The organism is Solirubrobacter soli DSM 22325 (genome assembly GCF_000423665.1).
GTDB classification, from domain to species: Bacteria; Actinomycetota; Thermoleophilia; order Solirubrobacterales; family Solirubrobacteraceae; genus Solirubrobacter; species Solirubrobacter soli.
Map to the genome: position 1 here is coordinate 36,512 of NZ_AUIK01000021.1, position 23,143 is coordinate 59,654.

The following is a 23,143-nucleotide window of genomic DNA, read 5'->3' on the forward strand; positions in this document are numbered from 1 at the left end:
GGACATGGAGCCTAGACGGCGGGCTTTGGACGAATGTCTAACTGAAGCCCACAGACTTTTGCTTGACGTGCACATCTAGCTCGTCTACCGTCGGACCAACATGGAAGCAAGGTTGGTCACCTCGCATCACGAATATCGGGTCCCCCAGGTTCGCGAGCTCGCAGCGCCCGCGATCGAGCCGCCTCCGACCGTCGCCGAGACGCGCCGCGCCCTGTCGCAGCGCGATCTCGTCGCCGCGTCGCTGCTGGCGTGCCCCGACCGCTCGGGCTTCGTGCCCAAGCGGCGGGCCGCTCACAACGGGCTTTAGGCGAACGCCACTCGCAGGGTCGCACCGGCGCTGCCGGGCGGCCAGCGGTCGTGGTCGTTGCGTCGATTGCGCATGCGCTGGATGAGCTTGGTCATGGCTCATATGGTTGCTGCACGGGCACTCGGATCCCACGGGGGAATCACCCGGAAGCGGGTGCGGCTGCCCGGTGTTCTATCCCTAGGGGCACCATGACGACGACGTTCGCCGATCTGAACCTGCGCCCGGAGCTGCTCGAGGCGCTCGCTTCGCTCGGCTACGAGGAACCCACGCCGATCCAGCGCGAAGCGATCCCGCCGCTGATCGCCGGCCGCGACCTGCTCGGGCAGGCGGCGACCGGGACGGGCAAGACCGCGGCCTTCGCGCTGCCGCTGCTGGCGCGCCTCGGGGAGGACCGCGGCCGGACGCCGGTCGCCCTCGTGCTCGTGCCCACCCGCGAGCTCGCCGTCCAGGTCTCCCAGGCCCTGCACCGCTACGGCCGCGCCATCGGCGCACGCGTGACGCCGATCTACGGCGGCCAGCCGATCACCCGCCAGCTCGGCGCGCTGTCGCGCGGGGTGGACATCGTCGTGGCCACGCCCGGCCGCGCGCTGGACCACATCGCCCGCGGCAGCCTCGATCTCGGCGCCCTGCAGACCGTCGTCCTCGACGAGGCCGACGAGATGCTCGACATGGGCTTCGCGGAGGACCTCGAGTCGATCTTCGACGCGACCCCCGACGAGCGCCAGACCGTCCTCTTCAGCGCGACGATGCCGCCGCGGATCGAGCAGATGGTGCGCTCGCGGCTGCGCGACCCCGAGCGGGTGACCATCGACCGCGCTCCCGCCGCGGAGGGCGGGGCGCTGGTCCGCCAGTCCGCGTACGTCGTCGCGCGCGCCCACAAGCCGGCCGCGCTGGGCCGCGTGCTCGACGTCGAGTCCCCGACGGCCGCGATCGTCTTCTGTCGCACCCGCGCCGAGGTCGACCAGCTCTCGGAGACGTTGAACGGCCGCGGCTACCGCGCCGAAGCGCTCCACGGCGGTATGACGCAGGACCAGCGCGACCGCGTGATGGCGCGCCTGCGCAACGAGATCTCCGACCTGATCGTCGCCACCGACGTCGCCGCCCGCGGGCTCGACATCGAGCAGCTCACCCACGTCGTCAACTACGACGTGCCGTCCGATCCCGACGCCTACACACACCGCATCGGCCGCGTCGGGCGGGCGGGCCGGGAAGGCGTCGCGATCACGCTGGCCGAGCCGCGCGAGCACCGGATGCTCAAGACGATCGAGCGGGTCACGCGCTCGAAGATCACGGTCGAGAAGCTGCCGACGGTCGCCGACCTGCGAGCCCGGCGGCTGGAGATGACGCGCTCCGCCGTCGAGGAGCTGTTGGTCGAGGGTGACCTGGAGCGCTACCGCGTGGTCCTGGACTCGCTCGCCGACGAGCACGACGTGGTCGAGATCGCGCTGGCCGCGATCAAGCTCGCGCACGAGGCCTCCGGCCAGCCCGACGACGACGAGGCCGAGATCCCCGAGGTCCGCGAGCCGCGGCCGAAGACGCCCAACGCGCGCGCCTCCCGGCGCAACATGACCCGGATCTTCATCGGCGCGGGCCGCACCGCCGGCGTGCGCCCGAAGGACCTCGTGGGCGCGATCGCGGGCGAGTCAGGCGTGAGCGGGCAGGCGATCGGCTCGATCGAGGTCTCGGACCGCTTCTCGATCGTCGAGGTCCCCGACGAGCACGCGCAGGAGATCATCGGCGCCCTGCGCGCCAGCACGATCAAGGGCAAGAAGGTGGCGGTCCGGCGTGACCGGACCGCGCCGAAGCGTCAGCGCCGGTAGTACGAGCCGCGGCACTCGAAGCGGTCGCCGATCACGTTCACGCGCACGATCGGGCCGAAGCGGCGGGTGAAGTACGCGGCGGCGTCGGGGCGGGCGGTGATCACGTCGATGTCGACGGTCTGCGAGCCCTCGTCGCCGTCGGTCTCGCTCGGGTTCACGTAGAACCCGTCGCGGCCGTAGCCGTCGAGGAAGCCGCCGCCCGAGCGGGCCTCGTCGCCGATCGTGTACGGCAGCTCGTAGAAGAGGTCGCGCTGGATCTTCGAGGCGACCGTCCGGATCTGGTCGGGGTACTTCGAGAGCGCCTTCACCCGCTCGGTGTGGTACGCCAGCCGGCGGAGGAAGCGGATCACCACGATCGGCGGGTCCGGGTACTGCGCGTAGACCGCGTTCCCGCCCCAGTCCTGCCGCCAGTGCTCGACGTAGTCGTCGACCTTGGACTCGTACGTGATCTCCCGATAGCGCTCCAGCCAGGCCTGTTCCTCCGGCGTGTACGTCAGGCCGGCGTCGACCAGCGTCTGCACGAAGGCCGGATCGATGTTCATGCCGTATTGCCGGCGCTCCCGGATCGTCTGTTGAAGCGGCGTCGGCTCCGGCGGAGGCTCGGGGCATGGCGGATCGCCGGGCGACGGGCCGGTCTGGATCAGGCGCGAGCCATCGTACGCGTCGTACACCGGCCGGTTGCCGAGCGGCGCGCCGAGCTTCACCGTCGCGGTCCCGCCGGGGTCGCCGAACCCGGACGGATACACGCTGTAGCGCACGGCGACACCGACCGCCACATACCCCGCGCGCTCGGTCACCTCGATCCGCTGCGCCTTCGGCGCGTCGCTCCAACTCACGGTCAGGCTCATCCCGTCGGGCGCGATCATGTACGTGCTCGCCCGCGCGCACCCCGGCACCGTGTCCTCAGGCGTCACGCGGGTGCGGACCATCGCGCCGTAGCGGCGCTTGAAATAGCGCGAAGCGTCCTTGCGCTTGCTGACGAGCGAGACCTCGACGCGGTCCGTCCCGGTCTCCGCGTCGGTCTCGACCGCGTCGAACCCCGCCTTGTGCAGCTTCCGGTAGTCACGCTCGATCCGCCGCTGGACCCGATCGCGTTCGAGGTCGCTGTAGCGGATCCGCACCACCCGCGTGACGGCCGGGAACGTCGCCAGCCGCTCGATCGTCGCGCGCTGGCGCGCCGAGTCGTCGGTCAGGAAGACCGCGACGTAGGCCCGGCGCGGCCAGTCGTCGCGCACGTCCCACCAGCCCGAGATCTCCGGATGCTTGCGCAGGTACCGCGTGACGCCGGCGCCCGGGCTGAGCGCCTCCCGCCGCTTCAGGTACCGCTGCTCGGCGGGCGTGAACGACTCCCCGGCCGCGCGGAGCTCGAGCACGTACGCCCGGTCGCTGCGAAAGCCGTAGTGCTTGCGCTGCCGGATCTGCGTCTGGAGCTCCTTCTCGGCCTTGGCCTCGGGGCCGGGCACGGAACAGGCGAGAGCGGCGGCGACGGCGAGCGCGAGCACGCTGACTCCTGTGCCCACTGCGCCCGTCGGCTATGCCTGACGCGCAGGTTCGGGCCCGCCTCCTGGCGCAGGCCTTCGGAGATGACGTTCACCGCGAGCTTGGTGCCGTGCGCGTCAACGGCGTGGCGACGAGCGCGTGCAGGTCGTCGCGGCGCGTGACGTCGGTCACGCGATAGGCCACCTGAGCTGCGCGAGCACGTCCGCGACGCGCTCGCGGAGCTTCCGCTGCTTACGCCAGCGCGTCGATGATGAACAGCCGGACGGGCTCGTCGCCCTCGTTGCGGCCGCGGTGGCGCGGCTCCGGCGGCAGCGCGAAGGCGTCGCCTGGGCGCAGCCGCAGTTCCTCCCGCCCGTCCTCGAAGGCGTAGGTCAGCTCGCCGCTGACGATGTAGCCCGAGTGCGGCGTCTCACACCAGTCGGCACGCCCCGAGCCCGGTGAGTACTCCACCAGCGCCCAGCGCGTGCCGTCCACCTCAGCCTCTGAGTCGAACACGCCCGCGTCGTGGGACACGGGCGTGGCGAACTCGATCTTGCGCGGCTCCATGCCGCGAGGTTAGTGCGCGAGCACCGGCTCCGCCGCCGGGGCCGCGGCGATCGCCGGCACGCCGGAGCGCAGGACGATGCCGCTGACGATCGCGCCGAGGGCGAAGATCGCGGCGGACCAGTAGAACGCGGTCGTGTAGCCGTGCACGGCGGCCGCCGCGGCGGCCTGCGGGCCGTGGTCGGCGACGTAGCTGGTCACGGCGCTGCCGGCCAGGGTGGAGAGCAGCGCGGTGCCGATCGAGCCGCCGACCTGCTGGCTGGTGTTGACCATCGCCGAGGCGACGCCCGCGTCGGCGTGATCGACACCGACGGTCGCGGTGCTGAACGCCGGGGCGAACACGAGGCCGAGGCCGACGCCGAGCAGGACCAGGCCCGGGAGGATGTGGGCGGCGTAGGTCGAGTCGACCTGCAGCTGGGCGAAGAACGCCATCGCGCCCGCGGCGAACGTCATGCCGGTCATCACCAGCGGCTTGGCGCCGATGCGCGGGACCAGGCGGGTGGTGGCGGTCGTCGCCGTGGCGATGATCGCCGCCGACATCGGCAGGAACGCCAGGCCGGACTGGATCGGCGAGAAGCCGAGCGTGTTCTGCAGATAGAAGGTCAGGAACAGGAAGACGCCGAACATCCCGGCGCCCGCCAGGCCCATGGCGAGGTACGCGCCGCCGCGGCCGCGGTCGAGCACGATCCGGAGCGGGAGCAGCGGGTTCTTCGAGCGCAGCTGGATCAGCACGAACGAGACCAGCAGGACGGCGGAGGCGGCGAGCATGCCGACGGTCAGCGGGTCGCTCCAGCTCGTGGTCTCGGCGTGGGAGAAGCCGTAGACGAGCGCAAACAGGCCGGTGGTGGCGGTCAGCGTGCCGGGGATGTCGAGCTTCGGGCGGTGCGCCGGGACGACCGTGTGCAGCAGGCGGAACGCGGCGACCGCGGCCGGGATGGCGAACAGCAGGTTCACGTAGAGGCACCAGCGCCAGGAGGCGTACTCGGTCAGCAGGCCGCCGAGCAGCAGGCCGACGGCGGCGCCACCGCCCGCGATCGCGCCGAAGATGCCGAAGGCCTTCGCGCGCTCGGAGGGATCGGTGAAGGTCGTGGTCAGCAGGCCGAGCGCGGCGGGCGCGAGCAGCGCGCCGAAGAGGCCCTGGGCGGCGCGGGCGGCGACGAGGACGCCGAACGAGCCGGCAGCACCACCGATCGCGGAGGCGGCGGCGAAGCCGAGCAGCCCGGCGATGAACGTGCGCTTGCGGCCGAAGAGGTCGCCGATGCGGCCACCGAGCAGGAGCAGCGAGCCGAACGCGAGCGCGTAGGCGGTGACGATCCACTGGCGCGAGTCGTTGGAGAAGCCGAGGTCGCGCTGCGCGCTGGGGAGCGCGATGTTCACGATCGTCGCGTCGAGCACGACCATCAGCTGCGCGATGCCCAGGACCGCGAGGATGGCCCAGCGGCGGGCGTGATGTGGGTTCTGGTGAGGCATGTGGGGAGGCTTTCTGGGGAGAAGCGGAGGAGGTCTCTCTAGTTTCATCGGCCAAAGTAGCACGAACTGGAGACATTGCCTCCGCTTCCGACTACACTGCCTAACCGATGGCAACGACCGCCCGCCCACTTCGCAAAGACGCCGAGCGCAATCGGCAGCGCATCCTCACCGCCGCCGGCCAGGTCTTCGCCGAGCGCGGGCTGGGCGTGACGCTCGACGACATCGCCCGCGCGGCGGGCGTGGGCGTGGGCACCGTCTACCGTCGCTTCCCGGACAAGAGCTCGCTGATCGACGCCCTGTTCGCCCAGCGCATCGAGTCGCTCTGCGACATCGCCGAGGAGGCGCTGGAGATCCCGGACGCGTGGGAGGCGCTCGTCTTCTACTTCGAGAAGGGCTCGCAACTCCAGGCGCGCGACCGCGGCCTGAAGGAGCTGCTCTCGTGCTCCACCCACGGCGGCGAGCCCGTCGTGGAGGCCAAGGCGCGGCTGCGCGCCCTGGTCACGGCGCTGTATGACCGCGGCAAGGTGGCGCGCGTCCTGCGCGACGACGTCGAGCCGTTCGACTCGCCGCTGATCGCGATCATGCTCGGCGCGGTGATGGATCGCTCGCGCGACGTCGAGCCCGAGCTGTGGCGCCGCTACCTGGCGATCATCCTCGACGGCCTTCGCCCCGAGTCCGCGACCCCGCTCCCGATCGCGGCGCTGACGTTCGAGCAGCTCGACGCCGTGATGCAGAAGAACTAGCGCTTCTGCGCCGCGTCGGGCGACGCCTCCCAGAACTCGTCGATCTTGGTCGCGTCGTGGCGGCCGAGCTGCTTCGAGATCGCCCACATGTCGACCGGCTCGTCGCCCTCGTTTCGGTGTGAGCGCGGGGTCTTCGGCGCCACCCGCACCGCGCTCCCGGCGGACACGCGATGGATGTCGTCGCCGAGCCGGAACGTGAGCGTCCCGCGGGTGACCACGTAGATCTCCTCGATCTCGTCGTGATAGTGGCCGGTCCCCTGCTCGAAGTCCGAGTGCGGCGGAACGCGGATCAGCGTCAGCGCCACCTGCTCGGCGCCCAGGTCCGGCGTCAGCCGCCGGAACTCGCCCGGCACGTCGGTGCCCGCGTAGTGGTCTTTGACGTCGTCGGCGTCGACGATCGCGTAGTCGCTCATGCCCATTCGTGTGAGGATGTCACCGGAACGACCATGCGGGCCGTGGACGGATCGACGCTCGAGCTGCAGGACCTGCTCCTGGGGCTGGTGACGGCCGCCACGCTCGAGGACGTGTCGGCGGTGATCGCCGAGCGCGCGGCGCGCGCGACCGGCGCCCAGGGCGCCGCTGTTTGGCGGCGCGCGGGCGGTATGAGCGCCTTCGGCAGCCTCGCGACCGTGCCGCTGCCGGACCCGGACTTCGGCGACGCGTCGCGGCCGTGGCTGACGCCGGACCTGTCGGATGCCCTCCGCGGCGCGGCCAACCGGGTGTGCACGGCGACGCTCAGCGCCGGCGGGGCGATCGTCGGCGCGTTGGCGCTGGTCCACGAGCCCGGCGGGGCCGAGCCCGACGCGGCGCTGCTGCACTCGATCGCGCGACCCGCCGGCGCAGCGCTGGCCCGCGCCGCCGCGACCTCCGAGGCGCTGCACCTGGCGGCGATCGTCGAGGCGGCCGAGGACGCGATCGCCGCGCTCACCGCCGAGCGCACGATCACGTCGTGGAACCCGGCCGCCGAGCGCCTGCTCAGGATCGGCGCGGCCGAGGCGATCGGCTCCTCGTTCGACGCGCTGTTCGGCGATCCCGCGGCCGTCGCGATCGTCGCGCGCCAGCGGGCCGGGGGCGCCGCCGAGACGTTCGAGACGATCTGGACGCGCGGGGACGGCGAGACGCTGGTGCTCGGCATCACGCTCGCGCCGATCCGCGATGCCCGCGGCGAGCTCGCCGGCGTCTCGGCCACCGCGCGCGACCTGACCGCCCAGCGCGCGGCCGAGGCCCGCATCCGGCGGCTCGCCACGGTCGTCGAGGGCTCGCCGTCAGCGGTCCTGGTCGCGGCGCTGGACGGGCGCGTCATCGAGGCCAACGAGAACGCCCGCCGGGTGTTCGGCGTCGGCCCTGGCGCCCGGGTGTCCGCGCTGGCCGCGACGCAGCTGCGCGCGCGGACCGGCGAGACGGCGGTGGAGGGCCCGGTGCGCCACGAGCGCCCCGATGGCGTCACGGTCCAACTCGAGGTCCAGACGTTCCCGATCCGCGACGACGCCGGTAAGACCAGCTCCCTGGTGTCGGTCGTGCGCGACGTCTCCGAGCGCGAGCGGCTCGCCGACGACCTCCGCCTGGCGCAACGACTGGAGGCGCTCGGCCGGCTGGCGGGCGGCGTCGCGCACGACTTCAACAACCTGCTGACGATCATCTCCGGCTTCGGACGGCTCGCCCGGTTGGAGCTCGCCGACGGCCCCGCCGCCGAAGCGCTGGACGAGGCGCTCGCCGCCGCGCGGCGGGCCGAGACCCTCACCCGCCAGCTCCTGGAGTTCGCGCGCAGCCACGAGGCGACGCCGCAGCGGCTGCGGGCGGACGCGGTGGTCGAGGAGATGCTGCCGGCGTTGCGGGCGCTGGCCGGCGACACGGTGCGCGTGTCGTTCGCCGTCGAGGCGCCGCTCGCGCCGGTGCGCTGCGATCGCGGGCGGCTCGAGCAGATCGTGATGAACCTCGTCGTCAACGCCCGCAACGCGATGCCGGACGGCGGGGCGATCGCGATCGCGGTCGACGCGCCCGACGGCGAGTACGTCCGGATCGCCGTGCGCGACACCGGCCGCGGGATGGACGAGGAGACCCGGACACGGCTGTTCGAGCCGTTCTTTCACGTGCGCGGCGCCCGTACGAGCACCGGGCTCGGCCTCGCGATCGTCCACGGCGCGGTGACGCAGGCGGGCGGGCACATCACCGTCGAGTCGACGCTCGGCGCCGGTAGCCGCTTCGCCGTCCACCTCCCGGTCGACCCGGGCCCGGTCGCTCCCCCGGAGCAGTCGCCAGCGCTCGCCGCGCGCGGCGCCGCCCGGATCCTCGTCTGCGACGACGAGCGCGCTGTCGGGATGCTGGTCGAGCGGATCCTCACCGACGCCGGCTACTCCGTCGTGGCCACGTCCAGTCCGACCGAGGCGCTCGCGCTCGGCGAGGGCGACGACTCGATCGCCGCGCTCGTGACCGACGTCCTGATGCCCGAGATGACCGGCCCGGAGCTGGCACGACGGTTGTCGGAGCGCCAACCCGCCCTGCGGGTGCTGTTCATGTCCGGGTGGACGGCGTCGGTGATCGAGCGCGGCGACTGGCCCGAGCGCAGCCAGTTGCTGGACAAGCCGTTCGACGCGAGGGGGCTGCTCGCGGCCGTGGACGCGCTGCTCACCGGCCCGGCGTCCTTCTAGAGTTCGCGGCACGTGAAGGTGCGGCTGGCGTATGGAGCGGGCGGGCTCGAGGTCGAGCTGCCCCAGGAGCGGACGACCGTGGTCGAGCCGGCGTACCACGCGGGCGCGCCGGACGAGGACGAGGTGCTGCGCCGCGCGCTGCGCCGGCCGGTCGCCGGCCCGCCGCTTCGCGAGCTCGCGTCGCCTGGCGCCAAGGTCGCCATCTCGATGTGCGACGGCACCCGCGCACAGCCGCGCGACAAGATGATCCCCGCCGTGCTCGAGGAGCTCGGCGTGCCGGATTCGCAGGTCGTGATCCTGGTCGCCACCGGGACGCACCGCGGCAACTCCGACGAGGAGCTGCGGGCGATGCTCGGCGACGACATCGTCTCGCGGATCCGGGTCGTCAACCATGACGCGCGCGACAAGTCGACGCTCGCGTACCTGGGCGAGCACGGCAACGGCGTGCCGGTGTGGATCAACCGCGAGTGGGTCGAGGCCGACCTGCGCATCACCACCGGCTTCGTCGAGCCGCACTTCTTCGCCGGCTTCAGCGGCGGGCCGAAGCTCGTCACCCCCGGCCTCGCCGGCCTGGACACCGTGCTCGTGCTGCACAACGCGGCCCGGATCGGCGACCCGCGGGCGACCTGGGGCGTCGTCGACGACAACCCGGTGCACGCCGACATCCGCGCCGCATGTGGCGCTGCGCCGCCCCACTTTACGTTCGACGTCATCTTGAACCGCGAGCAGCGGGTGATCGAGGCGTTCGCCGGCTCGCTGAACGAGATGCACGCCGCGGCGTGCGACGCCGCTCGGCGGTTCGCCATGCAGGCGGTGCCCGAGCCGTTCGACGTCGTGGTCACGAGCAACTCGGGTTATCCGCTCGACCAGAACCTCTACCAGGCGGTCAAGGGCATGTCGGCGGCCGCCAAGGTCGTCAAGCCGGGCGGGCTGATCGTGTGCGCGGCCGAGTGCCGTGACGGCTTCCCGGGCCATGGCTCCTACCGGCAGCTGTTGGAATCGAGCGGCGGGCCGCGGGCGTTCCTGGCGCAGATCGCCGCGTCCGATCACGTCACGCCGGACCAGTGGCAGGTGCAGATCCAGGCGAACATCCAGGACCACGCGCGGGTCGTGATGCACACCGAGCACCTCTCCGACGCCGAGCTGCGGTCCGTTCACCTGGAGCAGACGCGCGACATCGCGGCGACCGTCGCCGCCGAGGGCTCGAGCGCGTCGGTGTGTGTGCTGCCCGAGGGTCCGCAGACGATCGCGTACGTGTCTTGACCTGGACCGACCCCGGCGCGCACGCGGTCGCGCCCGGCGTGCACCGGATCGTCTGCCCGCTTCCCAAGGACGGGCTGAAGGCGGTCAACGTCTACGTGCTGGCGGGCGACGACGAGCTCGCGCTGATCGACACCGGCTGGCGCAGCGACGCGATCATCGACGCTTTGCAGGACGGGTTCGCGGAGCTCGGCTTCGCGCTGCGCGACCTCACCGCGATCGTCGCCACCCACTCGCACTACGACCACTACGGGCTCTCCGCATATCTGCGGGAGCTGTCGGGCGCCCCCGTGTATCTGGGCTCGCGCGAGCGGGAGAATCTCGCAGCGGCGCTGGTGCGGGAGGAGTTCGAGCGCGACCGCGCGCACCGGCGCGCCCTGCTGCTGCGCCACGGCGCGCGGACGCTGGCGGACGAGCTGGCCGCGGTCCCGTTCACATTCGAATCGGTGCAGCGGCGCGGGTTCGCGTCGTGGCCGGACGTCTGGGTCGCCGACGGCGATGAGCTGCAGGTCGGCGGGCGGGTGCTGCGCGCGCGGCTCACGCCCGGCCACAGCCGCGGGCACCTGATGTTCGAGTCCGCTGACCTGCTCTTCGCGGGCGATCACGTCCTCCCCCACATCACCCCGTCGCTCGGCTTCGAGGCGTTCACCGACGGCCGCGCGCTGGAGGCGTTCCTGGCGTCATTGCGCGCGTGCCGCTCGCTGCCGGTGTCGTTGGTCCTGCCGGGGCACGGCCCGGTGTTCGAGGACCTGGCGGGGCGGGTCGACGAGCTGATCGCGCACCACGACACGCGCCTCGCCGCATGCCTGGCAGCACTCGCGGACGGCCCGCTGACGGCCCACGACGTCGCCGCGCGCCTGACGTGGACGCGGCGCGAGCGCCCGTTCGCCGACATGGACCTCTTCAACCGCATGCTCGCGACGACCGAGACGATCACCCACCTCGAGCTGCTCGCGGACCGCGGCGACGTGGCCCGCGAGCAGGACGATGACGTCGTGCGCTACGCGGCGGCCTTGACCGTGTGGTCGAAGACGAGCGCGCCATCCTCGATCCGGTAGATGCCGTACGGCGTCAGCGTGATGTCGCCGTTCTTGTCGATCGAGTACTTGCCGAACACGCCCTCGCGGTCCTTGGTGGCGAGCAGCTGCTTGGCGACCTCGGCGCGGTCTGAGCCCTTGTCGCCCGCGCGCTTGATCGCGTCGAGCAGGAGGCTCATCGACTCGTAGCCGTAGACGGCGTATCGGTCCGGGTTCTTCTCGCCGAACTTCGCCTCGTAGGCCTTCAGGAACTCCTTGCCGGCGGGCGGGTACTCCTCGGGCGCGACGCCCGGAATCGTGATCAGCACGCGCTTGGCGACGTCGGCGGGCAGGCCCCCGTCCTTGGGGTCGAAGAACCCGGACTCCCCCACGCCCTCGGGCCCGAGTAGCGGCGCGTCCGGCAGCGCGACCGCCATGTCCTTGAAGATCTGGACGGCGTTGTTGGCCGTGATGCCGCTGTAGATGAAGCACTGCGCCCCGGTCGCCTTGATCTTGGACGCGAGCGAGCGGTAGTTGGCGGCGTTCTTGTCGATGCCCTCGTCGCCCTTGATCTCGAGCCCGACCTTCTTGGCGGCGAGCTCGACGTTCTTGGCCAGGCCCGCGCCGTAGACCTCCTTGTCGTTGAGGATGTAGGCCGACGCACAGCCTTTCTCCTTCGCCAGCGCGGCGAGCGCGGCGCCCTGGTAGGTGTCCTTCGGCAGGACGCGGGCGTAGGTGCGCACGCCCGTCGGGTAGTACTTGTCCGGCTCGCCGGGGCTGGCGCCTGGGTCGTTGGACGTGATGCCGACCGCGGTGTTCCCGGGGCTGACCTGCGCGACGCCGGCCTCGTTGAGGATCGGCAGCGAGACCGCGGTCGCGCCCGAGTTGAACTCGCCGATGTAGCCGATCGTCGAATCGTCCTGGCCCGCCTTGCGGGCGTTGGACGATGTCGCGTTCGGCTCCCAGCCGGCCGCCTGCGCGGTCGAATCGTCGAGCGAGACGTACTTGATCGGGTACTTCCCGGCCTTCCCGCCCGCCTGCTCGAGCGCGAGCTTGGCGCCGTTGACCGCCGCCTCGGACTGCGCGCGGGCGGCGCCCTGCAGCGGCAGGCTCGAGTAGATCGTCAGCTGTTTGCCGGCCTGCTCGCCGCCGCTGGAGCCGCCGCCGGAGCTCGGCTCATCCGACCCGCAGGCCGCGACCGTCAGTGCGAGCGCGGCCGCAATCGCTGTCCTCTTCATCGCTCTCTCCTCCCGTTAGACGTGCGCCAGCCGCTTGGCCGCGGTGGCACCGTGTCCCGCCAACCCCTCGACGGCGCTGATCGCCACGACCGCCTCCGCGATCTCCGTGGCCGCCGCGTCGCTCTCGATCCGCTGGTAGGTCAGCGGTTTGAGGAAGCGCGCGACCGACAACCCGCCCGTGTAGCGGGCCGCGTGCGCGGTCGGCAACACGTGGTTCGTACCCGTCGCGCCCTTGTCCGAATACGCGACGGTGGCGTTCTCGCCGAGGAAGATCGAGCCGTAGTTGCGCAGCCGGTCGTGGAACCACGCGTCGTCGCCCGTGTGCACCTCGAGGTGCTCGGGCGCGAGCACGTCGGACACGAACGCGGCGGTCTCGCGGTCGGGGGCGACGACGATGGCGCCGTGGTCGCGCCAGGCCGCGCCCGCGACCTCCGCCGTGGCCAGGTCCTCGAGCTGGCGCTCGACCTCCGCCCGCACGGCACGCCCGAGATCCTCATCGGTCGTGACGAGCGCCGCGGGCGACGTCGGCCCATGCTCGGCCTGTCCGAGCAGGTCGGCGGCGACGAGCTCGGGGTTCGCGGTCGCGTCGGCGATCACGGCGATCTCCGACGGGCCGGCGAGCAGGTCGATGCCGACGCGACCGTAGAGCTGGCGCTTCGCCTCGGCGACGTAGGCGTTGCCGGCGCCGACGATCATGTCGACCGCTTCGAGCCCCGCGAGGCCGAAGGCCATCGCGGCCAATGCCTGGACGCCACCGATGGCGAAGATCCGGTCGGCGCCGCAGAGCGCGGTGCTGTAGACGAGCGAGGGGAAGATCCCGTCGCCCGAGGGGGGCGCGCAGGCGATCACGGTCTCCACGCCCGCGACCTTCGGGACGAGCACGGTCATGAAGGGGGACGCGAGCAGCGGGACGCGGCCGGCGGGCAGATACGCGCCGACGGTGCCCACGGGTACGAGGCGGTGGCCGGCGATCACGCCCGGCGCGACCTCGACCTCGAGGTCGAGCAGGGTGCCGCGCTGGGCCGTCGCGAAGGCCTCGGTGCGCTCGCGCGAGCGCCGCAGGTGGCGCTTGAGGTCCTCATCCACGTGGTCGCCCGCGCTCTCGATCTGCTCGCGGGTGAGTTCGAACGACGGCGGGTCCCAGCCGTCCAGGTCGCGCGAGTAGCGGCGCAGGGCGCTCTCGCCGCCGCGCTCGATGTCGAGCAGGATCTCGCTCACGCGCTCGGCGATCCGCGGGTCGGCTTCGACGGCGTGCGCCGCAGGGCGCTTGAGGAACAGCAGGTCCCGATGGTCGAGGAGTCGCTGATTGATCACCCCGCCATCGTCCGCCTGGATCACTTGCGGCACAATCCTTTCTTGCCGCTGTTCAACCCAGGCTGAGCCTTTGACTCTGCAGCAGCTTCGCTACTTCCTCGCCACCGCCCAGCACGGGTCGTTCGCCGGTGCGGCCGACGAGCTGCTCCTCAAGCAGCCGTCAGTGGCCGAGCAGATCCGGCGCCTGGAGGCCGAGCTGGGCGTGCCGCTGTTCGCCCGCAAGCGGCGGCGTTTGATCCTCACCGCCGCGGGCGCGGCGCTGCGGCCGTACGCCGAGCAGGCGCTCGCCACCTGCCAGGACGGCGCCGACGCGGTGCGGGCGCATCGGACGCTGCGTGGCGGCGTCGCCTCCTTCGGGCTTCCCCGCAACGCCGAGCTCTACGAGCTGACCGATCTCGCCGCCGAGATGCACGAACGGCACCCGCTGGTCGGGATGCGGCTGATCGGGCAGAACTCGGCCGAGGTCGCCGACGCGATCCGCGAGGGGACGCTGGAGGCCGGGCTCGTGGTACTCCCGGTCGACGATGACGGGCTCGAGGTCGAGCCGATCTTCAGGGACGAGGTCCTCTACGCGACGGCGGACGCTTCGCGAGCGTCGGCGCCGGTCGCCACGGGCGACCTGCTCGAGACGCCATTGGTGCTGTACGACGCCCACTACGGCAACACCGACCCGACGCGTCGCCAGCTCCACGGTCGCCTGCAGCAGCTCGGCGGGCGGCTCGCGCCGCACATCGAGGTCGAGTACCTGGCCGGTGCGCTGCGGCTCGCGGCGCTCGGGGTGGGAGACACGATCGTCGCCCAGGCCGCCGTCGACGGCGGCTTCCTTCCCTCCGGCTTGCACGTCACGCCGTTCGCGGAACCGCTGTACGACACGCTCGCGGTGGTCAAGCAGCGGTCGCTGCCGCTGTCGCCCGCCACGCGCGAGTTGCTCTCGATCGCGTTGGACCGCCTGCGGGCGTTCGAGCGTCGCCGCGCGCGCGTAGGGTACGGCGCGTGAACGCCGCGATCGAAGCCTGGGAGCCGCGGGTCAACGCGTTCACCGAGCTCTTGGAGCACGACGGTTCCGGGTTCGAGGTCGCCGTCAAGGACACGATCTGGATGGAAGGGCTGCGGGCGACACGCGGGTCGCGGGCGTTCGCGGACTTCATCGCGCCGTCGGACGCCGTCGCCGTCGCGCGACTGCGGGCTTCCGGCGCCTCGATCGTCGGCCGTACGACCAACCCGGAGCTCTGCTTTCGCGGTGTGACGACGTCGGAGCTGCACGGGGTGACGCGCAACCCCTTCGACCTCGGGCGCGTCGTCGGCGGGTCCAGCGGCGGATCGGGCGCGGCGGTGACCTACGGCGCCGTGCCGGCCGCGCTGGGGACGGACGGCGGCGGGTCGATCCGCATCCCCGCGTCGTTCTGCGGGGTCGTCGGGCACAAGCCGACGTTCGGGCTCGTTCCGGTGACCCCCGGGTTCCGCGGGTGGGAGACGTTGTCGGTGGTCGGGCCGCTGGCGCGGTCCGTGGCCGACGCGCGACGGATGCTCGACGCCATCGCCGGGCCGGACGCGAGCGACCCGGGAAGCTGGGGCGTGTGGCGCCGACCGGTACCGGAGCGGTTGCGCGTGGCGGCGAGCGTCGACCTCGGGCATCTCCCCGTCGAGCCCGCGGTGCGCGCGGCGTTCGACGCGGCGGTGGCCGAGCTGCGGGCCGCGGGGTGGGCGATCGACGACGCCGCGCCCGAGCCCATCCCCGCCGCGCGTCTGTGGAACGCGGTCGCGATCCCGGAGGGCTACGCCGCCGATCGCGCGCTGCTCGAACGGCCGGAGCTCATCGAGCCCGATACCGCACGGCTGATCGCGGCGGGCGCCGAGGTCTCCGCGGCGCAGTATCTCGACGCCCTCCAGGAGCGAGAGGACTACGTGCGGGCGTGGGCGCGCTTCTTCGACCGCTACGACGTGCTGCTGCTGCCGACGATGCAGATGACCGCGTTCTCGGTGGACCTGCTGACCCCGCCGGAGATCGACGGTGTCCCCGTCGACCCGTTCTTCGACGACTGGTGCAACCTGGTCATCCCGGCCAACCTGACCGGGTGCCCGGCGACGTCGGTGCCGTGCGGCTATGACGAGGACGGGCTCCCGATCGGCCTGCAGATCATGGGTCCGCGCGGCGGTGACGACTGGACGCTGGCGCTCGCAGAGGCGTGGGAGACGCTGTTCGCGGATCGCCGGCGCTCGCCCTGATGCGCTTCGCCGCCAACGTCTCGATGCTCTTCACCGAGCTGCCGTTCGCGGCGCGGTTCGAGGCAGCGATCGCTTCCGGGTTCGAGGGCGTCGAGTTCTGGTGGACGACTGAGCCGGTGCCGCCGGGGTTCGAGGTCGTGCTGATGAACTTCGACGGCGGCGATCTCGCCGCCGGCGAGCGGGGCATCGTGAGCGACCCGCCACGCTGGCGGGCGCACGTGCCGGAGGCCGTCGCGCTCGCGCGGTCGCTCGGTTGCCGGCGGATGAACGCGCTCGTCGGCCGCGATGACGGACGCCCGCTGGAGGCGCAGCTCGCGGGCGCGGCCGAGGAGGTGGCGTTCGCGGCGCGGGCGGCGGCGCCGATCACGGTGCTCGTCGAGGCGATCAACACCCACGACGTCCCCGGCTATCTCGTGTCGAGCACGGCCGCCGCGGCCGACTTCGTCGCGCGCGTCGGCGAGCCGAACGTCGGGATCCAGTTCGACGTCTTCCACATGACCCGCATGGGCGAGGACGTCGAGGCCGCGCTGCGCGCGCATCGCGACCTCATCGCCCACGTCCAGATCGCCGACCATCCCGGACGCGGCGAGCCCGGGACCGGGACGATCGACTTCGACGCGCTGTTCGCGCTGCTCGCCGAGCTCGGCTACGACGGGTGGGTCAGCGCGGAATGGCTGCCTACGCCGTGACCGGCGCCCACAGCGCGTCGATCTGACGCTCGGCGGACGCGAGGCTCTCCGCCGCCAGACCGCGGAGGTCGGCCATCGCCGGGTTGACCTCGGCGAGCGTGAGCTCGGCGGTGATGAAGACCTTCGGCTCGAGCCCGGTGTAGGAGAGGCCGTGCGGGAGCCAGGCCTCTGCGTGATCCCAGCCCTCGCGCGGGGTGCCGGGGCCGTAGCCGCCCCCGCGGGCGGCGAGGACGATCAGCTCGCGGTCGCCGAGCAGGCCCGCGTGCGTCTCGGGGTCGACCGACAGGCCGGGCGCGACCAGGTGGTCCACCCACGCCTTGACCGAACTGGGCGCGCCGAAGTTGTAGACGGGCAGGCCGAGCAGGATCGTGTCCGCGGCGCGGACCTCCTCGATCAGGCCGGCGCTGAGCGCGAACGAGGCAGCCTGGGCGGGGGTGCGCTGGTCCGGCGGGACCATCCGCGCGAGGCCCGTGTCGGCGTCGAAGTGCGGGACCGGATCGGCGCCGAGGTCGCGATACGTGACGGTCCCACCGGGGTGTGCGGCCTTCCAGTTGGCGGCGGCGCGGGCGGTGAGGCGACGGCTGACCGAGCGCTCGCCCTGGAGGCTCGAGTCGATGTGCAGGAGGTGGCTCATAGATCATTTGTGTAGCACAAACTGTTTGTGTGATGCTGATCGTCTGTGCGCGCGCCTAGAATTCCGCTCATCACCGAGCTCCCCGTCATCTCCCAGCCGGCGCGGCGCTCCGGCGCGCTTCTGGACCTGTTGTCGCGGCGGATGCGCGCCGCGGGCGAGACGGGGCTGACGACGGTCGGCCTGCGCCCCCGGCACCTGCTGACCATGACCGTGCTGCGCGACCGGGGCGAGAGCAGCCAGGCCGACCTCGCCGGCACGCTGCAACTCGACCGCACCAACCTCGTCGGACTGCTGAACGAGCTGGAGGCCGACGGCTTGATCGAGCGGCGCCGCTCCCCCCAGGACCGGCGCCGGCACACGGTCGTGCTGACCGATCTCGGCCGCGAGCGGCTCGCCCGCGCCGAGTTCGTCCTCGCCGCCGCCGAGGACATTGTGTTGGCGAACCTCACCGCCAAGCAGCGCGACACGCTGTACGAGCTGCTGGCCAAGGCCACCGCCGCCGGCTGTTAGTGCGCGAGCTGAACCTGATCGCCGCCGGCCGGCTCGAGTGGGTCGAACGGCCGGAGCCCGAGCTGGAGTCGCCGGCGGACGCGATCGTGCGGCCGATCGTCGTCAGCCGCTGCGACGGCGACACGCTGCCGGTCCACCGGCGCGTCTCGCGGGCGCTGCAGGCGGGGCTGAAGGCGGGTGCGATCGACCCGGCTGTCGGCCACATCTGCGGCGCCGTCCCGTTCGCCGGCCCGTTCGCGATCGGTCACGAGTGCATCGCGGAGGTCGTCGAGGTCGGCGCCGGCGTGCGCGCTGTGGATGTGGGCGACCGCGTCGTCGTTCCCTGGTCGGTCTCGTGCGGGACGTGCGAGGCGTGCCGTCGTGGCCTGACGTCCAAGTGCCGGACGACGACCGCGGGACGTACGCTCGCGGCGTACGGGTTCGGGCCCGCGTGTGGACCGTACGGCGGCATGGTCAGCGACCTGGTGCGCGTCCCGTTCGCCGACCACATGCTCGTCAAGCTCCCGGCCGGTCTCGACCCTTTGCGCGTCGCGGCGGCGTCCGACAACCTCGCCGACGCCTGGCGCACCGTCGTCCCCCACCTGTCGCGGCGGCCCGGCGCGCGCGTGCTGGTCCTCGGCGGCGGGGCGCAGTCGATCGGTCTCTATGCGGCGGGTCTGGCGGTCGCGCACGGGGCGGGCGAAGTGGCCTACGTCGACGCGGGCGGCGATCGTCGCGCGATCGCGGCGTCGCTCGGCGCCGGGACGGAAGCGCACGGCGTGTATGACATCGTCGTCGAGGCGACGAGCCGCACGCGCGGCCTACGCTCCGCGCTCCGCTCGACCGCCCCGGGCGGTATCTGCACCGCGATCGGCTACTACCTCGCCCGCAACACCGGCGTGCCGCTGATGCACATGTACGCGACCGACATCACGTTGCACCTCGGCATCTCCCACCCGCGCGCGGTGCTCCCCGAACTGCTCGCGTGGGTGCACGAGACGGGGTTTCCGGCCGAGCGCGTCACCACCCACCTCGCCGCGTTCGACGACGCGCCGACCGCGTACGCGACGCGCACCACCAAGCTCGTCCTCCACCGAACCTAAAGGGGCCTGACCCCTTTAGATTCGGGCGAGGTCACGGCCGAGGGTCGCTCCTGGCGCTTGGGCGAGGAGCGCGGCCTCGTCGGCGTCCGGGGCCATGTGGACGAGCGTCAGCCGCGCGATTTCGGCTTCGTGCGCGACTTGCGCCGCCTGCGCGGCGCTCGCGTCGCCTTCGTCGCCGACGGTCGAATACGCCTCGTGGAGGAGGTGGTCGACGCCACGGGCGAACGGGGCGGAGCCGGGGTCGTAGGCGGTGTCGGTGATCAGCGCGAGGCGGTCGCCGACGCGGAGGCCGGCGGTCGGATGCCAGTGACGTGGCTGGGCGCGGGCGCGCAGGAGGAACGGACCGAGGTCTTGGGCCTCACCCAGTTCGGCGATCGTCTTCTCCGCCGGCACGAACGGGTCGAGGATCTCCTCGCTCGCGCGGCCGTAGAGCCAGGCGCCGGGCGCCCAGATCGTCGGCACGACGGGGAGCGTGGACAGGTAGTGCAGCCCGCTGACGTGGTCGAGGTGGAAGTGCGTGAGCGCGATGTCGATGCGGGTGACCCCGTCGAGATACCCCGGCGCGCGGCGCATTCCGGAACCCGCGTCGAGCAGCAGCGCGTGTTCGCCCTCGCGCAGGAGCACGCACATCGTCTCGCGGGTCGCCGTCGGCACCCACCCGCCACAGCCGAGCAGCCAGGCGTTCACCGCCCCCAGCTTCGCACGGCCTCCGACGGCTCGATGCCCGGTGTCAGTTTTGGATCGGGCGTCAGTGGTCCCGGGGTGAGCGTGAGCGGGACCACGCCCGCCCAGACGTCGAGGTCGTAGTCCTCGTCATCGTCGACGGGCGGGCCGGAGCGGACCTTGGCCGAGGCCTCGTCGAGGTCGAACGCGAGCACGCGTGTGCCCTTGAGCTCCTGCGCCGTGGGCGGGCGGACCTCATCCCAGCGCCCCGGCACCAGCCGTTCGGTGAACGCCTCGAGCGCCGTCAGCCGCTCGTCGACGCCCTCGACCGGCCGCGCCTCGCCGAGGATGACGACCGACCGATAGTTCATCGAATGGTGGAAGGCAGAGCGGGCCAGCACCAGCCCGTCGATCAGCGTCACCGTCAAGCAGGCGGCGAGCCCGGCGCTGAGGCCGCGGACCATCCGGCTGGCCGAGGAGCCGTGGACATAGACGATGTCACCGACCCGCGCGTGCAGCGTCGGGATCACGTACGGCTGGCCGTCCACCGCGAACCCGAGGTGCGCGACGAGCGCCTCGTCGAGGATCGCGTCGATCGTCTCGCGCGAGTAGTCGGCGCGGTTCGGCACGCGGCGAACGCGGGTGCGGGTCGAGGGAGCGGCGGTCACAACATCGAAGTTACGGGTCCCTTGGTCCTCATTCCAGTGCCAATCGTGCGCGATAATCGCGGGCCAAATGGACCTCCACCTCGACCTCGGCGGCGACGGCCCCCTGCGCGCCCGCTGCGAGCACGCGCTGCGCGCGGCCGTCCGCCGCCTCCCGGCCGGCACCCGCCTCCCGCCGACCCGGGCGCTGGCGGCGGAGCTGGGGGTGTCGCGCGGCGTCGTGGTGGAGGCGTACGCGCAGCTCGCCGCCGAGGGCTACCTGCTGACGCGGCGTGGCGGCGGGACGTTCGTCGCGGCGACGCCGCAGCCGGCGAGCGGCGCGGCAGGCACGGGCGGCGCGGCAGGCGCGGGCGGCGCGGCAGGCGCGAGCGGCGCGGCGGGCGCGGGCGGCGCGGCAGGCGACGGGCGTGGCCGCGGCGCCGGCGCGGCGCGGGCGCCCAGGTTCGATCTTCGACCCGCCCTGCCCGCCCTCGACGGGGCGGTCCGGCCCGCGTGGGGGCGCGCGCTCGCGCGCGTGTTGCGGACGACGCCCGACGCTCGGCTCGGGTATCCCGACCCGCGGGGTGAGCCGGAGCTCCGCGAGGCGCTGGCCGAGTCGCTCGCGCGGCGGCGTGGGGTCCTCACGACCGCCGACGAGGTCGTTGTCACCGGTGGGCTGGGGCCGGGCCTGCCGTTCGTGTGGCGGTTGCTCGCCGCGCGTGGTGTCACACGCGTCGCGATCGAGGACCCGTGCTGGCCGCGGCTGGCGCACACGCTGTCGACCGCCGGCCTCCAAGCCGTCCCCACGCCCGTCGACGAGGAGGGCTTGCATGCGGATGCACTCGACGGTGTCGGCGCGGTGTTCGTCACGCCCGCCCATCAGTACCCGACCGGCGCGGTCCTCTCCCCCGGCCGCCGCGCCCACCTGATCGAGTGGGCGCGGGCGAACCGGGCGTTCGTCTTCGAGGACGACTACGACGCCGAGTTCCGCTACGACCGCCACCCGGTCGGCTCGCTCCAGGGCCTGGCTCCGGACGTCGTCATCTACGGCGGGTCGACGTCGAAGACGCTCGCGCCGGGGCTGCGGATCGGGTGGCTCGTGCTGCCACGGGGGATCGGCGGCGACTCGCCCGCCCCGCCGCCGGTGCTCGACCAGCTCGCGCTCGCGGACCTGATCGCCCGCGGCGACTTCGACCGCCACCTACGCGACCGCCGCCGCCTGTACCGCAGCCGCCGCGAGGCGCTCCTGCAGGCGCTCGCCAATCGCCTTCCGGACAACGCCATCACCGGCGCCGCGGCCGGCCTGCATGCCGTGCTGCACGTCCAGGACGCGCACGAGGCACAGCGCCGCGCAGCGGCGAACGGCGTCGTCCTGGACGCGATCGACGGCGCGCTGGTCGTCGGCTACGCGAACCTGCCCGAGTCGCAGGCGCCGGCCGCGGTCGAGGCGCTCAGCCGGGCGTTGCTCTAGCGCGCACGCCGCTAGCCTCCGCGATCTCCCGGAGCGTCTCCACGCCCTCGAGGCGCTCCGCGCCGGACCGGCCGAGGACGTGGGTGGTCAGCCAGGTGATGCCGAGCGCTTCGAGCTCCTGCAGCGTCTCGATCGCACGAGTGCGGTCCTTCATCCAGCCAGGACTCGGGCGCACCAAGCAGACGTCGAGCGGCGCGGTGCGGCCGGCCCCTTCGATCACCGAGCGCAGCAGCTCCATCCGCGCCGGGAGCGTGTCGAGTGACATCGCCGCGGTGTTCGTCTGGACTGAGGTGTCCTCGCCGGCCTCGAACGGCGACCAGCCGTCGAAGCTCGCGACCGCGCTCTCGATCGCGCGCCGGGTGTTCCCGCCGCGCCAGAGCGGCGGCGAACTGACCGGCCACATGACGTTGCCCTCGGCGCGGAAGCCTTCGCCCTCCCAGTCCACCCGCCCGCCGCTCCACGCCGCGCGCATCGCGGCCACGCCGGCGTCCAGAGCCGCGCCGCGGCCGCTGAACGGCATGCCCAGCGCGGCGAACTCCTCGCGCATGTAGCCCGCGCCGACCGAGGCGATCACCCGCCCGCCGGACAGGTGGTCGAGCGTGGCCACCATCCGCGCCGTCAGGAACGGGTTGCGGTACGGCACGACGATCAGGTTGAAGTGCAGCGCGAGCCTCGTCGTGGCCTGCGCGAGGTACCCGAAGAGCACGAACGGGTCCAGCGCCTGATGGCCCGCGCGGCCCGGAGCCGTATACGGGAACGGGTGGTCGGTCGCGGCGACGGCGTCCAGCCCGGCGGCCTCGACGGCCTGCGCGAGGGTAACGGTGGCGGCGGGGTCGGCGGCCTCGGCGTCGGCGTCGGGGTACGGGAGCGAGACGGAGATCCTCACGACGCTCACACGCGGAGCCGGCCCACGAGCGCGGGCACGCGTTCCACCCAGAGGATGTCGACGGCGCGCGAGGCGAAGCGGGCGGCACCGTCGACCTCGGCGTAGCGGTCGGCGTACTCGATCAGCATGCGGATGTTCTCGTGCTCGTCGCCGCGCCCACGCAGGTGGTTGGCGATGCAGTAGACGCTGCCGGCGTCTCCGTCGATCTCGTGGTTGGTGACGACGTGGAGCGTGCGCTCGTACTGGGCCATGGGCGCGAGCACGCGGCGCAGCTCGTCACGGCCGCGGAACGCCGCTCGTTCCTCGCCGCCTTCGCTGATCGTCAGCCAGCCGTCCTCCGTGAAGAGCTCGGCGAAACCGTCCAGGGCGCGCTCGTCGGCGCGGCGGGCGTAGGTGATGGCGAGTTGGCGGATGTCGGACTCACGCATTGCCCTGCCCACCACCCTACCAATCAATCAACCGGTCGGTTGTTATAGACT

At 72.6% G+C, this 23,143-nt stretch carries 23 protein-coding genes; 12 read left to right on the forward strand and 11 right to left on the reverse strand.

Annotated elements, in window-relative coordinates; all coding sequences use genetic code 11:
* Nucleotides 1-100 precede the first annotated feature (100 nt).
* Together G569_RS0115425 and G569_RS0115435 are read left to right on the forward strand one after the other, a co-directional pair.
* Nucleotides 101-307 (forward strand): hypothetical protein, encoded by a 207-nt coding sequence (locus G569_RS0115425; protein ID WP_157592068.1) that lies wholly within the window; start codon nt 101-103, stop codon nt 305-307.
* A gap of 188 nt (nt 308-495) precedes the next feature.
* Nucleotides 496-2,127: a DEAD/DEAH box helicase gene (locus G569_RS0115435; RefSeq protein WP_028064062.1), complete on the forward strand. Its 1,632-nt coding sequence runs from the start codon at nt 496-498 to the stop codon at nt 2,125-2,127.
* Here the strand turns inward: G569_RS0115435 and G569_RS0115440 are convergent.
* The 3 genes from G569_RS0115440 to G569_RS0115455 all read right to left on the reverse strand — a co-directional run bounded on the left by G569_RS0115440 (nt 2,115) and on the right by G569_RS0115455 (nt 5,640).
* Complete coding sequence (locus G569_RS0115440) at nt 2,115-3,647, reverse strand: hypothetical protein (protein WP_028064063.1); 1,533 nt, start codon at nt 3,645-3,647, stop codon at nt 2,115-2,117. The genes G569_RS0115435 and G569_RS0115440 overlap by 13 nt on opposite strands.
* A gap of 211 nt (nt 3,648-3,858) precedes the next feature.
* Nucleotides 3,859-4,173, reverse strand: coding sequence for a cupin domain-containing protein (locus G569_RS58080; protein WP_053226420.1), 315 nt, complete (start codon nt 4,171-4,173; stop codon nt 3,859-3,861).
* A 9-nt stretch (nt 4,174-4,182) separates the two neighbouring features.
* Nucleotides 4,183-5,640, reverse strand: a complete 1,458-nt coding sequence (locus tag G569_RS0115455) for an MFS transporter (RefSeq protein ID WP_028064064.1) — start codon at nt 5,638-5,640, stop codon at nt 4,183-4,185.
* Nucleotides 5,641-5,747: 107 nt separating this feature from the next.
* Between G569_RS0115455 and G569_RS0115460 the strand changes: the two genes are divergently transcribed.
* On the forward strand, nt 5,748-6,383 hold the full coding sequence (locus G569_RS0115460) for a TetR/AcrR family transcriptional regulator (RefSeq protein ID WP_028064065.1): 636 nt from the start codon (nt 5,748-5,750) through the stop codon (nt 6,381-6,383).
* Here G569_RS0115460 and G569_RS48775 read toward each other — a convergent pair.
* Entirely contained in the window at nt 6,380-6,796 is a 417-nt protein-coding gene (locus G569_RS48775) for a cupin domain-containing protein (RefSeq protein WP_169542150.1), read from the reverse strand. The two genes, G569_RS0115460 and G569_RS48775, sit on opposite strands and share 4 nt — an antisense overlap.
* 42 nt (nt 6,797-6,838) lie before the next feature.
* Here G569_RS48775 and G569_RS58085 point away from each other — a divergent pair, with 42 nt between their 5' ends.
* From G569_RS58085 to G569_RS48785, 3 genes are read left to right on the forward strand one after another with little or no spacing between them, the layout of a single operon-like run.
* On the forward strand, nt 6,839-9,031 hold the full coding sequence (locus tag G569_RS58085; RefSeq protein WP_053226421.1) for a PAS domain-containing hybrid sensor histidine kinase/response regulator: 2,193 nt from the start codon (nt 6,839-6,841) through the stop codon (nt 9,029-9,031).
* Between the two features lie 12 nt (nt 9,032-9,043).
* On the forward strand, nt 9,044-10,294 hold the full coding sequence (gene larA / locus G569_RS0115475) for a nickel-dependent lactate racemase (RefSeq protein WP_028064066.1): 1,251 nt from the start codon (nt 9,044-9,046) through the stop codon (nt 10,292-10,294).
* Nucleotides 10,291-11,349, forward strand: a complete 1,059-nt coding sequence (locus tag G569_RS48785) for an MBL fold metallo-hydrolase (RefSeq protein ID WP_053226422.1) — start codon at nt 10,291-10,293, stop codon at nt 11,347-11,349. Before larA ends, G569_RS48785 begins: the two co-directional genes overlap by 4 nt.
* Here G569_RS48785 and G569_RS48790 read toward each other — a convergent pair.
* Entirely contained in the window at nt 11,292-12,545 is a 1,254-nt protein-coding gene (locus tag G569_RS48790) for a branched-chain amino acid ABC transporter substrate-binding protein (protein ID WP_053226423.1), read from the reverse strand. The two genes, G569_RS48785 and G569_RS48790, sit on opposite strands and share 58 nt — an antisense overlap.
* Nucleotides 12,546-12,560: 15 nt before the next feature.
* Nucleotides 12,561-13,826, reverse strand: coding sequence for a histidinol dehydrogenase (gene hisD / locus G569_RS48795; RefSeq protein ID WP_037497010.1), 1,266 nt, complete (start codon nt 13,824-13,826; stop codon nt 12,561-12,563).
* Between the two features lie 103 nt (nt 13,827-13,929).
* On the opposite strand from hisD, the gene G569_RS48800 reads away from it, so the two are divergent.
* From G569_RS48800 to G569_RS48810, 3 genes are read left to right on the forward strand one after another with little or no spacing between them, the layout of a single operon-like run.
* Nucleotides 13,930-14,856 carry a LysR family transcriptional regulator gene (locus G569_RS48800; RefSeq protein ID WP_037496923.1) on the forward strand — a complete coding sequence of 309 codons (927 nt, stop codon included), beginning with the start codon at nt 13,930-13,932 and terminating at the stop codon, nt 14,854-14,856.
* On the forward strand, nt 14,853-16,085 hold the full coding sequence (locus tag G569_RS48805; RefSeq protein ID WP_053226424.1) for an amidase: 1,233 nt from the start codon (nt 14,853-14,855) through the stop codon (nt 16,083-16,085). The genes G569_RS48800 and G569_RS48805 overlap by 4 nt, the downstream gene beginning before the upstream one ends.
* Nucleotides 16,085-16,774 (forward strand): hydroxypyruvate isomerase family protein, encoded by a 690-nt coding sequence (locus G569_RS48810; RefSeq protein WP_053226425.1) that lies wholly within the window; start codon nt 16,085-16,087, stop codon nt 16,772-16,774. The genes G569_RS48805 and G569_RS48810 overlap by 1 nt, the downstream gene beginning before the upstream one ends.
* Here G569_RS48810 and G569_RS0115510 read toward each other — a convergent pair.
* Complete coding sequence (locus G569_RS0115510) at nt 16,764-17,408, reverse strand: FMN-dependent NADH-azoreductase (protein WP_028064067.1); 645 nt, start codon at nt 17,406-17,408, stop codon at nt 16,764-16,766. The two genes, G569_RS48810 and G569_RS0115510, sit on opposite strands and share 11 nt — an antisense overlap.
* 69 nt (nt 17,409-17,477) lie before the next feature.
* On the opposite strand from G569_RS0115510, the gene G569_RS0115515 reads away from it, so the two are divergent.
* The gene (locus G569_RS0115515; protein WP_028064068.1) at nt 17,478-17,918 is read left to right on the forward strand and encodes a MarR family winged helix-turn-helix transcriptional regulator; all 441 of its coding nucleotides are present in this window, start codon (nt 17,478-17,480) and stop codon (nt 17,916-17,918) included.
* Nucleotides 17,918-19,000: a zinc-dependent alcohol dehydrogenase gene (locus G569_RS0115520; protein ID WP_028064069.1), complete on the forward strand. Its 1,083-nt coding sequence runs from the start codon at nt 17,918-17,920 to the stop codon at nt 18,998-19,000. Before G569_RS0115515 ends, G569_RS0115520 begins: the two co-directional genes overlap by 1 nt.
* Nucleotides 19,001-19,015: 15 nt before the next feature.
* Here the strand turns inward: G569_RS0115520 and G569_RS0115525 are convergent, their stop codons facing one another.
* Together G569_RS0115525 and G569_RS0115530 are read right to left on the reverse strand one after the other, a co-directional pair.
* Nucleotides 19,016-19,687 (reverse strand): MBL fold metallo-hydrolase, encoded by a 672-nt coding sequence (locus tag G569_RS0115525; RefSeq protein WP_028064070.1) that lies wholly within the window; start codon nt 19,685-19,687, stop codon nt 19,016-19,018.
* A complete protein-coding gene (locus G569_RS0115530) occupies nt 19,684-20,331 on the reverse strand; it encodes a pyridoxamine 5'-phosphate oxidase family protein (protein WP_028064071.1) in 648 nt (215 codons plus the stop codon). The genes G569_RS0115525 and G569_RS0115530 overlap by 4 nt, the downstream gene beginning before the upstream one ends.
* A gap of 67 nt (nt 20,332-20,398) precedes the next feature.
* On the opposite strand from G569_RS0115530, the gene pdxR reads away from it, so the two are divergent.
* The gene (gene pdxR, locus G569_RS0115535) at nt 20,399-21,778 is read left to right on the forward strand and encodes a MocR-like pyridoxine biosynthesis transcription factor PdxR (RefSeq protein ID WP_037496925.1); all 1,380 of its coding nucleotides are present in this window, start codon (nt 20,399-20,401) and stop codon (nt 21,776-21,778) included.
* Here pdxR and G569_RS48815 read toward each other — a convergent pair.
* A complete protein-coding gene (locus G569_RS48815; RefSeq protein WP_169542151.1) occupies nt 21,759-22,664 on the reverse strand; it encodes a TIGR03619 family F420-dependent LLM class oxidoreductase in 906 nt (301 codons plus the stop codon). The two genes, pdxR and G569_RS48815, sit on opposite strands and share 20 nt — an antisense overlap.
* Before the next feature lie 5 nt (nt 22,665-22,669).
* Nucleotides 22,670-23,092: a nuclear transport factor 2 family protein gene (locus G569_RS0115545; protein WP_028064073.1), complete on the reverse strand. Its 423-nt coding sequence runs from the start codon at nt 23,090-23,092 to the stop codon at nt 22,670-22,672.
* Nucleotides 23,093-23,143 lie beyond the last annotated feature (51 nt).